Here is a 14,583-nt window from a genome sequence, read left to right as displayed (position 1 = left end):
TCTTACTCCTTCGCCCCGTGAACGCCGTTGTCGGTCGATCGGTCCGATCCACCCGACCCAGCCTGGTGTGTGCCTTCTTCCGGTTGTTCCCGCAGTGCGTGCCGGCCGCTGGTGAAACCGCGCTGGAACGCGGCCATGCGGTTCCTGGCCGCCTCGGCCGACCGGGAGACGGCCGGTTTCTCGACGGCTGCGGGCGCGCTCGGGGGCGACGCGGACGCGCCGGCGAACGTATCGCCACCGCCACCGGCCTCCGTGACCGAGCCCGGCACGAGATAGGCGTTCGGCACACGCTTCGGCAGGCCCGCCGTCGTGATCTCCTCGCCCTTCGGCTCGAGCAGCGACTGTGCCGCTTCCCAACCGGTGTCCGACACGCTCCGCCAGTCCTCCTGTACTCCCCCGGCGGAGGCGCCACCGGAGGAAGCGCCGGCGCGCGCGGACCCTGCCGCGGCATCGTCGGTCTCGTCGCCGGCCCCTGCCTCCGGCACGTCTTCTTCCTCGCTGAACCACCGCGACAGTACCGACTGGTAGATCGGCAGCCGCTTCGTCGGCGCCTCTTCCTCCAGTGCGGCACCGTCGGATCCAGTCTGCGCCGCTCCCGCGGCACCGTGGGCGCTCTGGCCCGTCGCCCCCTGCGACGGGTCGGCCCCTGTCGCCGATTCCGGCGACACGTATCGCGGCTCGCGCGTGGGCAGCGCGAGCGGGTTGTCCCCGGGCACCGTACCGGTTCCGTTACCGCCGGTGGTTCCGCCGTTCGACGGCTGTGGCGAGGGCTGCGGCGACGGCTGCGCGGGTTCTGCCTGCCGCGGCCACGCGGGCTGTCCCGGCGCCGATGTGCCGCCGGTGCTCGCACCCGGGGTGCGCTTGGGAAGGTCGTCCGGCTCCTGCTGCGCGGGACTGACGAACGGGCCCGCCGCCTTGCTGCCGCCACCCACGAGGTCGTCGAGGCTGATCGGCTGTTCGAGCGGCGTCAGGCCGGGCTGTTCGTCGTCGTCGGCTCCCTGCCCGGACTGACCGCCCTGACCGGACTGGCCCATGGCGGGCATGACGGTCGTGGCCTGGTCGCCGCCGCGGACGGAGTCGGGATCGTTCGCCAGGTAGTCGAGCGCCGAGGCGTCCTCGGGCACGTCCTCCACACCCGGCCAGCGGTTCTCGTCGACGGGCTGGGCCGCGTCGAAGGCACCACCCTGCGCCGCACCCTGCTCGGCCTCGCCGCCGTCGAGCCTGCGCATCGGCAGCTCGGCCGCGGCGGGCACGCCGGCGTAGGAGCCGTTGTGCTGCGAGGGGCGGGCGGGCGGGACACCGCCGCCCTGCGGGGCCTCGACCTCGGTGAGCAGTTCACGCGGCACGACCACACGGGCCACGACGCCGCCCTCGATGTCCTCGTTCTCCCTGAGCCGCACGTCGATGCCGTGCCGCTGGGCGAGGCGGGCCACCACATACAGGCCCATGCGCCTGGTCACGGACACGTCGAGGTCCGGCGGGTCGGCGAGCCGTTCGTTGGCCTCGGCGAACTGCTGCTCGCTCATGCCCACACCACGGTCGGTGATCTGGATGGCGAGCGAACGTTTGCGCGTCACCGCGGCCCGCACGCTGATCCTCGTGTCGGGCTCGGAGAAGTAGGTGGCGTTGTCGAGCAGCTCGGCCAGCAGGTGCACCAGGTCGTTGACGGCGCGCCCGTGCACGGCCACGTCCGGAACGCCGCCGACCTCGACCCGCGCGTACTGCTCGATCTCCGACACCGACGCACCCACGACGTCGGCGGCGGGCACCGGCTTGGTCATCGACTTCGACAGGCCGGCACCCGAGAGCACCAGCAGGCTCTCGCCGTTGCGCCGGAGCCGGGTGGCGAGGTGGTCGAGCTCGAACAGGTGCGCCAGCTGGTCCGGGTCCTGCTCGTCGGACTCGAGGTTGTCGATGACGCCGAGCTGGCGCTCCACGAGGCGCTGGCTGCGCCGCGAGAGGTTGACGAAGATGCCGTTGACGTTCTCGCGCAGGAGGGCCTGTTCGGCGGCCATGCGGACGGCGCGTTCGTGCACCACGTCGAACGACCGGGCGACTTCGCCGATCTCCTCCTTGGTCTCGACCGGCACCGGGGAGATCGCCTGCCGTGAGGCCTCCATCGGGTTCGGGTCGGCCAGGATCCGGCGGACCGTTTCCGGCAGCCGGACGTACGCCACCTCGAGCGCATTCTCCCGCAGGGTGCGCAGCGGCGCGAGCATCAGGCGCGACACCCACAGCATGAACGCCAGTGCGGCGATGAGGGCGACCGCGACGATGGCCGCGTCGCGCCAGGCCGAGAAGGTCGCCGAGTCGGCCAGCCCCGCCGACTCCGACTCGAGTTCGTCGAGCAGACCCGACTCGGCCTCGCGGTACTTGTCGCGGGAGACCGAGACGTCGTTCGTGAACTCCTGCTCGTTCAGTGCCGGCGGCTCGCCACGCTCGACGCGGGCGTAGGCCTGGTCACGCTGCATCTGCCTGCGGTCGAGCTCGGTGCCCGCGACGGTGTCGGTGAAGAACTGCCGCTGTTCCAGCGAGGCGTAGGCGTGGAAGTCGTCGATCGCGGAGTCGCCGCTCGCCGTGGCGTTCTTGGCGTCGTCGAGCAGGTACTGCGGGAAGTCGCCGGACTGGGCGGCGAGCGAGACGATCGCGCCTTCGAGGGAGATGTACTCCTTCGCCTCGGACAGCGCGTGGATCGCGTTGCTGTCGCGGAGCAGTTCCTGGTCGCTGATCGCCGTGGTGACCTCACGGTCGAGCTGCACCAGCGTGGTGATGAGCAGGGAGTAACGGTCGAGGAGCGTCCGCGGGGTCATCTGCCCCTCGGAGACCGCCTGGCGCATCGAGTCGAGGGCCTCGAGCCTGCCGACACCCGCTTCGTAGCGGGCCTGCATCGCCGGGTCGTCGACGGTGAGGTCGGACGCCATTCCACCCAGTCGGGTGACGGCGCGGTCGGTCTGTTCCACCTGCGCCTCGAACAGGCCCGCCCTGCGCGCGTCGTTGGGGTTGGGAGCACCCAGCTTGAGCACGGCGAGTTCGCGTTCGCTCTGGAGGTGGTGCGCGACGTTGCTGATCTGGTCGGCGAGCTGCACCTGGTCCGCGGTCTGGCGGAGCTGGTCGGCACGGTCCAGCGATTCGTACACCCGCAGGGCACCGAGCACGAGCGCGGTGATCGTCGGGATGATGAGGATCAGTGCGAGCTTCGATCGGAGCCGCCAGTTGCGCAGGCCGCGTCCGGAGCCGCCGTTACCGGACCCTTCGCGGGTCGACGGGGAGGCGGCCGCCTCGGCGGCCGGGCCTTGGGGGCCGTCGCCGCCGGCCTGCCCTTCCTCCGCCTTCTCGTCGAGCACTACGAGCACACTCCCAAAGTTCGAGCCCTGCGACTCCTACCGATTGGCCATCCCGACCGGGACCTTCTCGTGCCGGCCCCGGGTACCGAGCCGCCAGCCACACCGATGGCGATCGGTCGCCGGACCGATCGCCGGCTGCCGTGAGTGCACGCGCCGGCCACCACGCCCCCGGATGAGTGCTCGTCCCATCCGCCGAGGCGCTGACACCTGACGACGGTCTTCATCCCGTCGCGGGAATCCACCCCTCGACACTGTTCGACACTCAGTTCAGTGAGCGTGGAACCCGATTCCCGAGTAAGTAGAGGCAGAGAGTAGCGAACGTCCCGTGAACACGTAACCCTCTTAGCTCAGAAGTGGAAGAAACCCACCATCCTGTTACTAAGCGTTCACTTCTACCTCTGTGAACTCGAGCAGCGAGAACACCGTCCGTAGTGTTTCATAATCCAACTCGCTGCCGGGAGGGTGACCTGCGCCACCCATCCTTTCGTGTTGAGCACCCGTTGTGATCGCTTTGCGCGGTTAATACAGTGGGACCGCCGCCCGGGAGGCCGCAGGTCCGAACAACTGGATCGTGGCAGGCCGGTCGCATCCAACCGCGAATGTCCAGTCCCACGAGGAGTTGCCTTGCGTCCATCATTACGCCGCGGCCGGCGCCTGACCGCACTCGCCGCCGGCCTCGCCGTGTTCGCCTCGATCAGTGGTTGCGGGCTGCTCGGTGGCTCCGACGATGAGGACAGTGGCAACGCCCAGGTCGAGAAGTCCAAGATCAACGTGTCGATCCAGGGCACCATCGACCTCGCCGCGTTCCACCTCGCCAACGAGAAGGGTTACTTCTCCGACGAGGGTCTCGAGGTCAACCCGGTCCTCGTGGACAGCGCGGACAAGGGCTTCGCCAAGCTGCAGAGCGGCGAGGCCGACATCATCTACTCGGGCTACACCGGCTTCTTCGCCGAGCAGGACAAGGGCTCGATGGACCTCAAGCTGATCGCGGACGCCTCGTCCGCGGCGCCCAAGTCCAACGCGATCATGGTGCCCAAGAACTCGCAGCTCGAGGACCCGAAGGACCTCGAGGGCAAGAAGGTCGGCGTCACGCCAGAGGGCACGCTGGCCGACATCCTCACCAAGGCGTGGGCCGAGACCAACGACGTCGACCTCGAGAAGGTCAACTGGCAGCACATGGGCTTCGGTGACATGGCCGCACTGCTCGAGAAGGGCGACCTCGACGCCGCGTTCATGCCCGACCCGTTCATCGCCATGAACCAGCAGAACTTCGGCGCCGAGGCACGGTGGGACCCGATGACCGGCCCGCTGAAGGACCTTCCGATGGCCGGCTACGGCACGACCGCCGAGTTCGCCAAGGAGAACCCCAAGACGGTCGCCGCCTTCCAGCGCGCCATGGTCAAGGCCAGCGACGAGGCCGAGACCGCCGACCGCACCAAGGTCATCGACCCGCTGCTCGTCGAGCACGCCAAGATCGAGAAGGACCTCGCACCGCTCACGACGCTGCTGACCTTCGAGAGCAGCCTCGACCCCGAGCGCATCCAGCGGGTTCCGGACCTCATGCTCGAACGCGACGCGATCTCCAAGAAGATCGACGTCAAGGACATGATCATCGCTCCGGACTCGTCGGACGACTCGGCCTCCGAGTAACGGCGTGGGCACATTCGCGAAAAGTCTGACCGGCCTGCTCGGGTTCTTCCTCGTCTGGGAGTTCGCCGTGCAGGCCGGTCTGCTGCCCGCCCACTGGATCCCGCCGGTCAGCGACGTCGCGCTCGCGCTCGTCGACCTGCTCGGCGACGAGGGATTCCTGCGCGACGTGATCGCGACCCTGCTGGCGTGGCTGCTGGCGCTCGGCATCGCGATCCTCATCGGCGTACCGCTCGGGCTCGTGCTCGGCAACGTGCCGGTGCTGCAGTCCGCGAGCCGCGCACTCATCGAGTTCCTGCGCCCCATCCCGGCGGTCGCCCTGATCCCGCTCGTCATGGTGACCATCGGCAGCGGACCGGACGCCAAGATCACGCTCGCCGTGTACGCCGCGGTGTGGCCGATCCTGTTCAACACCGTCTACGCCTTCGGTGAGATCGACCCGGTGCTGCTCGACTCGGCCCGCGCGTCCGGCACCAACCGCAGGCAGATGCTCACCTGGGTGGCGCTGCCCCACGCCGCGCCGTTCATTTTCACCGGCATCCGCGTGTCGGCCTCGATCGCGCTCATCGCGGTGATCAGCGTCGAGTACATCGCGGGCTCGGAGATCGGGCTGGGCAGATTCATCCTGATGATGGGCCAGAACGGCGGATACCTCGACCAGGTCATGGCGGGCACCGTGCTCGCGGGCCTGGCCGGATGGGGCATCAACGCCGCGCTCGAGGCGACCGGCAGGTGGCTGTTCCGCTGGGCCGACGCAGAGGAAAGGGCCGCGTGATGGCCACGACGACACCGACGCGGTCGAACCGCGCCCGGGCGCTCCTCGGTTCAACCGCGATGACCTGGTCGGTCTTCGTGGTCGCGCTCGTGACGTGGGAGTTGGTCGCGGGCGCGGCCGACAGCTTCTACTTCCCGCGGATGACCGAGATCCTCGGGGCCGCCGTCGACCTGCTGCTGTCCGGTCCGGCCTCGCACCTGTTCCTCGGCGACGCGGTGTTCGACGCCATCCTGCCGAGCCTGCTGCTCGCGCTCGGTTCGTGGGCGCTCGCCTCGGTGGTGGGCGTGGTGATCGGCACCGCGCTGGGCAGGTCGCCGTGGGCGATGGACTACTTCGGGGCGCTGATCTCGTTCTTCCGGTCGATCCCGCCTGTGACGTTGATGCCCGTGTTCATCGTGCTGTTCGGCGCCGGTCCGGACATGCGCATCGCGGCGATCGTGTTCTCCACGTTGTGGCCGATCGTGATCAACACGGTGGACGGTGTGCGGTCGGTCGACTCGGTGAAGGTCGACACCGCCCGCAGCCTGGGCACCCCGCGGCGGTACTGGATCGGCATGATCGTGCTGCCTGCCGCGATGCCGAAGATCTTCGCGGGCCTGCGGCTGAGCCTGTCGATCGCGATCCTGCTGATGGTCGTGGCCGAGATCGTCAGCAGCAGCGGCATCGGCAAGGAACTTGCGGCCTCGCAGCTGAACTCCGAATATGCCGTGATGTGGGCCTGGGTGCTGATGCTGGGCGCGATCGGCTACCTGCTCAACACACTGCTGCTCGCGATCGAACGGCTCGTCCTCGGCTGGCAACCCGGTCGGGGCGACGACGTCTGACCCACCGCTGTCTGACCCACGGCTGTCCGACCCACCGCTCGACACATCCCGTAGGAGGCCGACCGTGTCGACCATGCTCGAGGTTTCCGGGCTCACCCACCAGTACGGACAGGGCGAGCGCGCGCACGTCGCCGTGCAGGACCTGACGTTCTCCATCGAGGCCGGACAGCTGGCGTGCATCGTCGGCCCGTCCGGATGCGGCAAGTCCACCCTGTTGCGCTGCATATCCGGGCTCATCGAGGCGACAGGCGGTTCCGTGCGGCTGCACGGCGACGAGGTGTCCGGCGTGCCCGACGACCTCGCCGTGGTGTTCCAGGACTACAGCCGCTCGCTGTTCCCGTGGCTGACCGTGGCGAAGAACGTCGAGTTCCCGCTGCGCTGGCAGAAGGTGTCGAAGGCGGAACGCACCCGGCGTGCCGCCGAGGTGCTCGAGGCGGTCGGGCTGGCGGGTGTCGGCAAGAAGTTCCCGTGGCAGCTCTCGGGCGGCATGCAGCAGCGCGTGTCGATCGCCCGCGCGCTCGTCGGCAGGCCCGCCCTGTTGCTCATGGACGAGCCGTTCGCCTCCGTCGACGCGCAGACCCGCGGCGAGCTCGAGGACCTGACCCGCACCGTGCAGCGCGACCTGGGCAGCACGATCCTGCTGGTCACCCACGACATCGACGAGAGCGTCTACCTCGCCGACCGTGTGCTGGTGCTGTCGAAGTCGCCCGCCTCGATCGTTGCGGACCTGTCGATCGACCTGCCGGCCGAGCGCGATCAGATCACCACGCGGGAGTCCGAACGATTCGTCGCTCTGCGCGGCGAGGTGGCCCGTCTGCTGCAGAGCCCCCGTGCACAGCGCACCGCCGAGGCCGAGCAGGCGGGTGAGGGTTCGGCGGATTCGGCCGGTTCGGCGGATTCGGAGCTGACGACCGCCGACACGTGAACCGTCAGCGGCTCCTGGCGTGCCGGCCCTGGGCCGTGCCCTGTTGCAGGCTCGCCATTCGCCTGCGGATCGCCTCGGGTGAGCGGTCGATCGACGTCGGATCGTCGGCCGCGGGACGTGGGTGGATGTCGTCGCCCGCGCCGGCCGGGGTGCCGGGCGCCGGAACCCCGTTCGCGGCCGCGCCGTTCGCGGATGTGTCGTTCGCGGATGTGTCGTTCGCGGGGAGGCCTTCGGCCGGGCCACGGTCGGCTACGCGGTCGGCGGCTGCACGGTCGGCGCGAGAGGCCTGCTGCGTGCGGCCGTCGGTGGCCCGACCCGGGACCGACCCGTTCCGCTCGCCGCGGTGTTCCTGGCTGTGGTCACCGGTGGGGGTGACTGCCGCGACCTCCGACAACCAGTCCTGCACCTCGGCGTCGGGATCGAACCAGCGCGTGACCAGCCGCTGGTAGGCGGCCATCCGGTCGGTCGGCGCGTCCACGCCGTCCGGGTCGTCGTCCGCGGAGAGGCCCTCGTCCTGGCGCGCAGGGGCCTGCTGCGCGGGTGCGGGTGGCCGAGGGGCCTGCGCGGCGGCACGGCTGTCCGGCTGCTCGGCGCCACCGCGGGAACGCTCGTCGTCGTCCCGCATGGGCCAGGTGGGGCCCGGCCCCCATCCGGAGACGTCGGTCTGCTCGGCCGGGTCCGGTTCGGGCTCCCTGCTGGGGCGCACGCGGGCGGGCTCGGCGACACCCCGAGGTGCGGTCGCGGCCCGGCCGGCATCCGCATCACGGCCCAGCTCGGAGTGGTGCTCGGTCCCGAGCTCGGCCCAGGGCTCGGGTTCCGGCCTCGATTCGGGCCTTGGTTCGGGCCTCGATTCGGGGTCGGCCGGCTCGGCGGGTCGGGCTGGCTCGGGCGGCATCTCGTGCTGGGAGCCGACGACCCGGGGCAGTTCCTCCGTCGTCGGCTCGTCCCGCGGCGGGGCCGCCGAACGCAGCCGCGGCGGGCGTGTGGGCAGCCGGATCTCCTCGGTCTCCCGTTCGTCCGGTGCCGGTTCGCCGGCTCCACGCGCCGCCTCCTGCGCACGCGTGCGACGGCGCGGCAGCGGGGCTTCGGGCTCCCGCGGCCGGACCGGTGTCTCCATGGCGGCCTCCTCGGCCTCGGTCGGGGCGGCAGGCGACGGCTCGGACTCGGGAGCCGGCTCGGCCAGCGGCTCCGGCCGGGCGACCTCCGAGGAGACGTCCGGCTCGAACTCCGGTTCAGGGCGGTGCTCGGCCGGGTCTGCGTCCACGAGACCTGCTTCCGCGATCTCGGCCGGCACCTGCGCGGGTTCGGACGGCTCCGGCTCGCCGGCGGGCGCCAGCGGTTCGGACGGCTCCGGCTCCGAAGGCAGAGCCGTGCGCGCCGGACGAACCGGCTCCGGGCCGAACACGACGGAACGGGCCTGCTGCCGGTCCGGTTCCTCCGCGTCCTCGAGCGCGACCGGCGAATCGCTCGCCAACTCGTCGGCCCTGGTGATCAGTGCGGAGGGCACGACGACGGTCGCCGTCAGTCCGACGAGTTCGGCGGCCGACAACCACACCCGGATGTCGTGCTGACGGGCCAGCCGGGCGACCACGTAGAGCCCCATCCGGCGCGACACCTCGACGTCGACGTCCGGCACCTCGGACAACCGCGCGTTGGCCCTCCGGATCTCCATCTCGGGCATGCCCGCGCCGCGGTCGGTGATGTCGATGCGCCACTCGCCGTCCTGCGTGACGGCGCTGACGACCGACACGGGCGTGTCCGCAGGCGAGTAGTCGGTGGCGTTCTCGAACAGCTCCGAGATGACGTGCACGAGGTCGCCGACGATGTCACCACGGACGCCGATCTGCGGCGTCGCGGCGACGTTGATGCGCTGGTAGTGCTCGACCTCCGACAGCGCGGCACCGATGATCTCCTCGGCGGCGACGGCTCCCGGCAGCGGCCTGCCGACGTCCTGGCCCGCGAGCACGAGCAGGTTCTCGCTGTTGCGCCGCATCCGCGTGGCCAGGTGGTCGAGTTCGAACAGCCCGCCCAGCACGTCGGGGTCCTGCTCGTGTTCCTCCATCCGGTCGAGCACGGTGAGCTGACGCTCGACGAGGTCCTGGCTGCGCCGCGACAGGTTCACGAACATCGAGTTGACGTTCTCGCGCAGCATCGCCTGTTCCCCCGCGAGCCGCACAGCCTGCCCGTGCACCGCGTCGAACGCCCGCGCGACCTGGCCGAATTCCTCCCTGCTGTACACCGGCACCGGTTCGACCGACCGCCGGTGCGCGTCCTCCGGCTTCGGGTCCGGGTCGGTCAGGATGCCCTTGACGGCCTCGGGCAGCCGGTAGTGGGCCACGTCGAGCGCACTGGTGCGCAGGGTCCGCAGCGGCCGCACGAGCGACCGTGCGATGACCACGGCCAACAACCCGGCGAGGATCAGCACGCCCAGGATGACCGCGCCGTCGATCACGGCGTGCGACCGCGTCGACGAGGCCAGCGCGTCGGAGCGCTCGCGAACCTCGTCGCGCAGGGAGTCCTCGACCTCCTTCGCCGCGTCGACGGCCTGCGTGGCCTGCTGATCCCAGGACCGCGGATCCGCGGTCAGATCGCCGTCGAGCACCGCACCCGCCGTCGGGTTCGTCTCCTCGACCCGCGGGGCGAGGGTGTCCTCGAGCAGGCGCCGCTGGGCCGACGTCGCGAACTTGGCGTAGTCGCGGCGGGCGTCGTCGACCTGCACCTCGGCTCCGGCCAGAGCCCTTCCACGCTGCTCGTCGTGGGCACCCGCCGCGAGGGCCTCGGCCACCAGCGCCCTGCGGATCGACAGGGCGTCCTTGACGCGTGCGACCGCGCCCGCGGCCAGGTAGGTGCGCGCGAGCTGGCGGTCGGCGGTGTCGATGGCGGCCTGGTCGCCGATGTCGAGCAGGCCGGCGATCAGCTCGTTGTAGGCCGTCAGGACCTGACCCGGCGGCTGCTGGGAGTGCTCGCCCGCGTACCGGGCGTCGGTCAGCCCTTCGAGTCTGCGTTCCCACTGCTCGAACGACCCGATCGCCTGCGCGGGCAGCTCGGGCCGCGCCGCGGTGAAGGCCTTGTCGAACTCGCCCCGCGCGTCGTCGACGACCTGGCGCTGCTGCATCACGTCACCGGCAGGGCCCTGCCTGCCGCCCGCGACGTAGCGCACCGTGAGATCGCGCTCCCGCTGGAGTTCGTGCACGAGGGCGGCGACCGTGTCGTCGACCCGCACCCGCTCGGTGGCCTGCGCGTACTCGTGCGCGCTCGACAGATTGCCCTCGACCCGCAGCCCCGCGAACACCAGCATCGCCACGACGGGCACGAGCAGCGCGACGAGCAGGCGGGTTCTCAGCCGCCAGTTGCGCAGTCGCCAACGCCCTCCCGAGCGCTCGATGTCCGCCGCCTCATCCCTGGGGGCCTGGCTGCGACGGGGCAACTGACTTCCTTCATGTCAACGCGAGAGACACTCGGATGGTAGCCACGACCGGGGGACCAAGATCCACACCGTCCGGTGGCGCGTATTACGCCGGGCGATGGTATTGCGTCGCCGGGTCAAGCTCCAGTATGAGCGCCAGCCTCTCACCGGACGGCCCAACCTGTCGGACGAGGAACGTATAAAGGGAGGCGTGAGTGATGGCCCCCTGATCGTCCAGTCGGACAAGACCGTGCTGCTCGAGGTCGACCACGACCAGGCAGAGGATGCGCGGATCGCGATCGCACCGTTCGCGGAACTGGAACGCGCACCCGAGCACGTGCACACCTACCGCGTGACGCCGCTGGCGCTGTGGAACGCACGCGCCGCTGGGCACGACGCCGAGCAGGTGGTGGACGCACTCACCACCTACTCGCGCTTCCCCGTGCCGCAGCCGCTGCTGATCGACATCGTCGACACGATGGGCCGCTTCGGCAGGTTGCAGATCCACAACCACCCGGCACACGGCCTGGTGATGACGACCACCGACCGCGCCGTGCTCGCCGAGGTGCAGCGCAACAAGAAGATCAAGCCGATGCTCGGGGTCGCGGTCGACGAGGACACCGTGGCGGTGCACCCTTCCGAGCGCGGCAGGCTCAAGCAGGCACTGCTGAAGGTCGGCTGGCCCGCCGAGGACCTGGCCGGTTACGTCGACGGCGAGGCCCACCCCATCGCCCTCGACGAGGACGGCTGGTCGCTGCGCGAGTACCAGCGGCAGGCGGCCGACTCGTTCTGGGCGGGCGGCTCGGGTGTCGTCGTGCTGCCGTGCGGTGCGGGCAAGACGCTGGTCGGCGCGGCCGCGATGGCACAGGCGCAGGCCACGACGCTGATCCTGGTCACCAACACCGTGGCGGGCAGGCAGTGGAAGCGCGAGCTCGTCGCACGCACCTCGCTGACCGAGGACGAGATCGGCGAGTACTCCGGCGAGAAGAAGGAGATCCGGCCGGTCACCATCGCGACCTACCAGGTCATCACCCGTAAGTCGAAGGGCGAGTACAAGCACCTCGAGCTGTTCGACTCGCGCGACTGGGGCCTGGTGATCTACGACGAGGTGCACCTGCTGCCCGCGCCGGTGTTCCGCATGACCGCCGACCTGCAGTCGCGGCGCAGGCTCGGCCTCACCGCGACCCTCGTGCGCGAGGACGGCCGTGAGGGTGACGTGTTCTCCCTGATCGGACCCAAGCGCTTCGACGTGCCGTGGCGCGACATCGAGGCGCAGGGCTGGATCGCTCCGGCCGACTGCATCGAGGTGCGCGTGACGCTGACCGAGGGCGAACGGCTCGCCTACGCCACCGCCGACTCCGAGGAGCGCTACCGCCTGGCGGCGACCGCGCACACGAAGACCTCGGTGATCCGCAACATCGTCGACTCGCACCAGGACCAGCCGACCCTCGTGATCGGCGCCTACCTCGACCAGCTGGAGGAGCTGGGGGCGGCAATCGACGCACCGGTGATCCAGGGTTCGACGAAGAACGCCGAACGCGAGGCCCTGTTCGATCGGTTCCGCAAGGGCGAGATCACCAAGCTGGTGGTCTCGAAGGTCGCGAACTTCTCGATCGATCTCCCCGAGGCGTCGGTGGCGATCCAGGTGTCGGGCACGTTCGGTTCGCGGCAGGAGGAGGCCCAGCGGCTCGGCAGGCTGCTGCGACCCAAGGAGGACGGCCGCCAGGCGCACTTCTACTCGGTCGTCTCCCGCGACACCGTCGACACCGACTACGCCGCCCACCGGCAGCGCTTCCTCGCCGAGCAGGGCTACGCCTACCGCATCATCGACGCCGACGACCTGCTCCGTCCCCTGTAAGTACCGCCACGGCGGCCTTGGCGGCACTGGCCACCCTGGCGGCACTTAACTCGACCATCCGTTCGAGTGAAGTGCAAACCGGTGGCGCCGGAGCCGACCCGGAACTGTCGGTGGGTCGAACTAGCGTTCGATGCATGAACACGCCGACGACCACCACCCCGCTCACCCTCCCGCCCGGCCGTATGCACCACGGGTTGTGGGTGTCCGAGGATCCGATCACCGACCCCGCGCTGTACCTGGGCTGTGTCGCGGCCTTCCCGCGCACCGGCCGTTGGCCCGTGCTGATCCCGCACGATCCGCGCTTCGAGGCGTCCGGCCAGGACTGGATCGACGACCGCCCGTGGAGTGCCCCCACCGACGACCTCATCGGCGCTTGCGAGCCCGCCGACATCCTCGCGTCGTGGTGGCGCGGGCCGTGCTGCGACGGCACGTGTCTCGAACCCGTCGGCGCGGCGTTCCCCGGGCTGGCCAGGAGGTCCCCGTTGCGGTCCGATCCGCTCGCCGAAGCCGGCAACACCGGATCGCGGCTGGTGGCAGGCGGCCGCTACCGCCTCGGCATCACCGAGGTCGACCGCCCCGCCGACGTCCCGGCCGCGCTGGGGTGGCAGGGCATGCTCCGCACGACCGAACACGCCGACCTGCTGTCCACGGTGCTGCGCAGCTGGGAGGACCGGTTCGGAGCCGTGCTGCTCGCCGTCGGTTACGACGCGCTGCACCTGTCGGTGGCCGCGCCACCCAAGACCCGCCACCGCGCCGAACTGCTCGCCGCCGAGCACCGGGCGTTCTGCCTCGACCAGTTCAGCGCCCAGCCGGGGACGCTGGGTGACGTCGGCGCCGGGCTCGTCGGGGCGCGGCTGTGGTCGTTCTGGTGGGAGTGATGCCAGCCTGGAGGTATGGGCGCCGGCAGAACGAAGGGCGACATCCGCATCGGCACGTCGGGGTGGGTCTACCCGCCCTGGCGCGGCACCTTCTATCCCAAGGGTCTGCCGCAGCGCCGCGAACTGGAGTACCTCTCACGCAGGCTGAACACCGTCGAGATCAACGGCTCGTTCTACTCCCTGCAGCGGCCGGAGCGGTACCGGTCCTGGTTCGAGCAGGTGCCCGACGACTTCGTGTTCTCTGTGAAGGGCGGCCGGTTCATCACGCACATGAAGCGGCTGCGCGACGTCACCGAAGGGCTGGCCAACTTCTTCGCCTCCGGCGTGCTCGCCCTGGAGCACAAGCTCGGCCCGGTGCTGTGGCAGCTGCCCGCGCGGACGGCGTTCGACGCCGAGTTGCTGAGCGGGTTCTTCGGCGAACTGCCCCGCAGCACCGGCGCGGCGGCCGAACTGGCCCGCGATCACAACACGGTTCGATTCGCCCCGCACACGTCGGTGGAACGCGACCGGCGCGTGCGGCATGCGCTGGAGGTACGCCACCCGAGCTTCGCCACCGCCGAGGCGGTCGACCTGCTCCGCGAGCACGACATCGGCCTCGTCGTCACCGACTCCGCGGGCGAATGGCCCCGCCTGGAGGACGTCACGGCCGACTTCGTCTACGTACGACTGCACGGCGCGGAGGAGCTCTACGCCAGCGGCTATCCCGACTCCGAACTCGCCGAGTGGGCGGACAAAGTGCTGGCGTGGCGGTCGGGACGGTCGCCACGCTCGGATCACACGGTGGCACCCGCGGCGCGCAGGCGGAGCCGCGACGTGTTCGTCTACTTCGACAACGATCGCAAAGCGAAGGCGCCCGGCGACGCGATCACGCTCGCCCGCAACGCGGGTGCCGCGATCACACCACCGGACGCCGGTGTCTGATCCCT

9 protein-coding genes are annotated in these 14,583 nt (G+C 70.4%); 7 read left to right on the top strand and 2 right to left on the bottom strand.

Annotated elements, in window-relative coordinates; genetic code table 11:
* Positions 1 to 2 precede the first annotated feature (2 nt).
* Entirely contained in the window at positions 3 to 3,353 is a 3,351-nt protein-coding gene (locus IF64_RS27665; protein ID WP_084705824.1) for a nitrate- and nitrite sensing domain-containing protein, read from the bottom strand.
* Between the two features lie 615 nt (positions 3,354 to 3,968).
* Here IF64_RS27665 and IF64_RS0113030 point away from each other — a divergent pair.
* The 4 genes from IF64_RS0113030 to IF64_RS0113015 all read left to right on the top strand — a co-directional run bounded on the left by IF64_RS0113030 (position 3,969) and on the right by IF64_RS0113015 (position 7,515).
* Positions 3,969 to 4,994: an ABC transporter substrate-binding protein gene (locus tag IF64_RS0113030; protein WP_030532348.1), complete on the top strand. Its 1,026-nt coding sequence runs from the start codon at positions 3,969 to 3,971 to the stop codon at positions 4,992 to 4,994.
* Between the two features lie 4 nt (positions 4,995 to 4,998).
* Positions 4,999 to 5,766 (top strand): ABC transporter permease, encoded by a 768-nt coding sequence (locus IF64_RS0113025; protein ID WP_030532347.1) that lies wholly within the window; start codon positions 4,999 to 5,001, stop codon positions 5,764 to 5,766.
* Between the two features lie 59 nt (positions 5,767 to 5,825).
* Positions 5,826 to 6,590 (top strand): ABC transporter permease, encoded by a 765-nt coding sequence (locus tag IF64_RS0113020; RefSeq protein ID WP_246134786.1) that lies wholly within the window; start codon positions 5,826 to 5,828, stop codon positions 6,588 to 6,590.
* 73 nt (positions 6,591 to 6,663) lie between these two features.
* Entirely contained in the window at positions 6,664 to 7,515 is an 852-nt protein-coding gene (locus IF64_RS0113015) for an ABC transporter ATP-binding protein (protein ID WP_030532345.1), read from the top strand.
* A gap of 4 nt (positions 7,516 to 7,519) precedes the next feature.
* Here IF64_RS0113015 and IF64_RS0113005 read toward each other — a convergent pair whose 3' ends face one another.
* Complete coding sequence (locus tag IF64_RS0113005) at positions 7,520 to 10,942, bottom strand: nitrate- and nitrite sensing domain-containing protein (RefSeq protein WP_051757801.1); 3,423 nt, start codon at positions 10,940 to 10,942, stop codon at positions 7,520 to 7,522.
* 190 nt (positions 10,943 to 11,132) lie between these two features.
* Here IF64_RS0113005 and IF64_RS0113000 point away from each other — a divergent pair, with 190 nt between their 5' ends.
* The 3 genes from IF64_RS0113000 (at position 11,133) to IF64_RS0112990 (ending at position 14,578) form a co-directional block, all read left to right on the top strand.
* Positions 11,133 to 12,779: a DNA repair helicase XPB gene (locus tag IF64_RS0113000; RefSeq protein WP_030532344.1), complete on the top strand. Its 1,647-nt coding sequence runs from the start codon at positions 11,133 to 11,135 to the stop codon at positions 12,777 to 12,779.
* A gap of 134 nt (positions 12,780 to 12,913) precedes the next feature.
* Positions 12,914 to 13,657: a DUF4253 domain-containing protein gene (locus IF64_RS0112995; RefSeq protein WP_030532343.1), complete on the top strand. Its 744-nt coding sequence runs from the start codon at positions 12,914 to 12,916 to the stop codon at positions 13,655 to 13,657.
* Between the two features lie 15 nt (positions 13,658 to 13,672).
* Positions 13,673 to 14,578: a DUF72 domain-containing protein gene (locus tag IF64_RS0112990; protein WP_030532342.1), complete on the top strand. Its 906-nt coding sequence runs from the start codon at positions 13,673 to 13,675 to the stop codon at positions 14,576 to 14,578.
* Positions 14,579 to 14,583: the final 5 nt, after the last annotated feature.

The organism is Prauserella rugosa, from assembly GCF_000719975.1.
In the GTDB taxonomy this organism is placed as follows: Bacteria; Actinomycetota; Actinomycetes; order Mycobacteriales; family Pseudonocardiaceae; genus Prauserella; species Prauserella rugosa.
The sequence above is the reverse complement of the archived record's forward strand: the minus strand, read 5'-3'. Positions and strand labels throughout refer to the sequence as shown.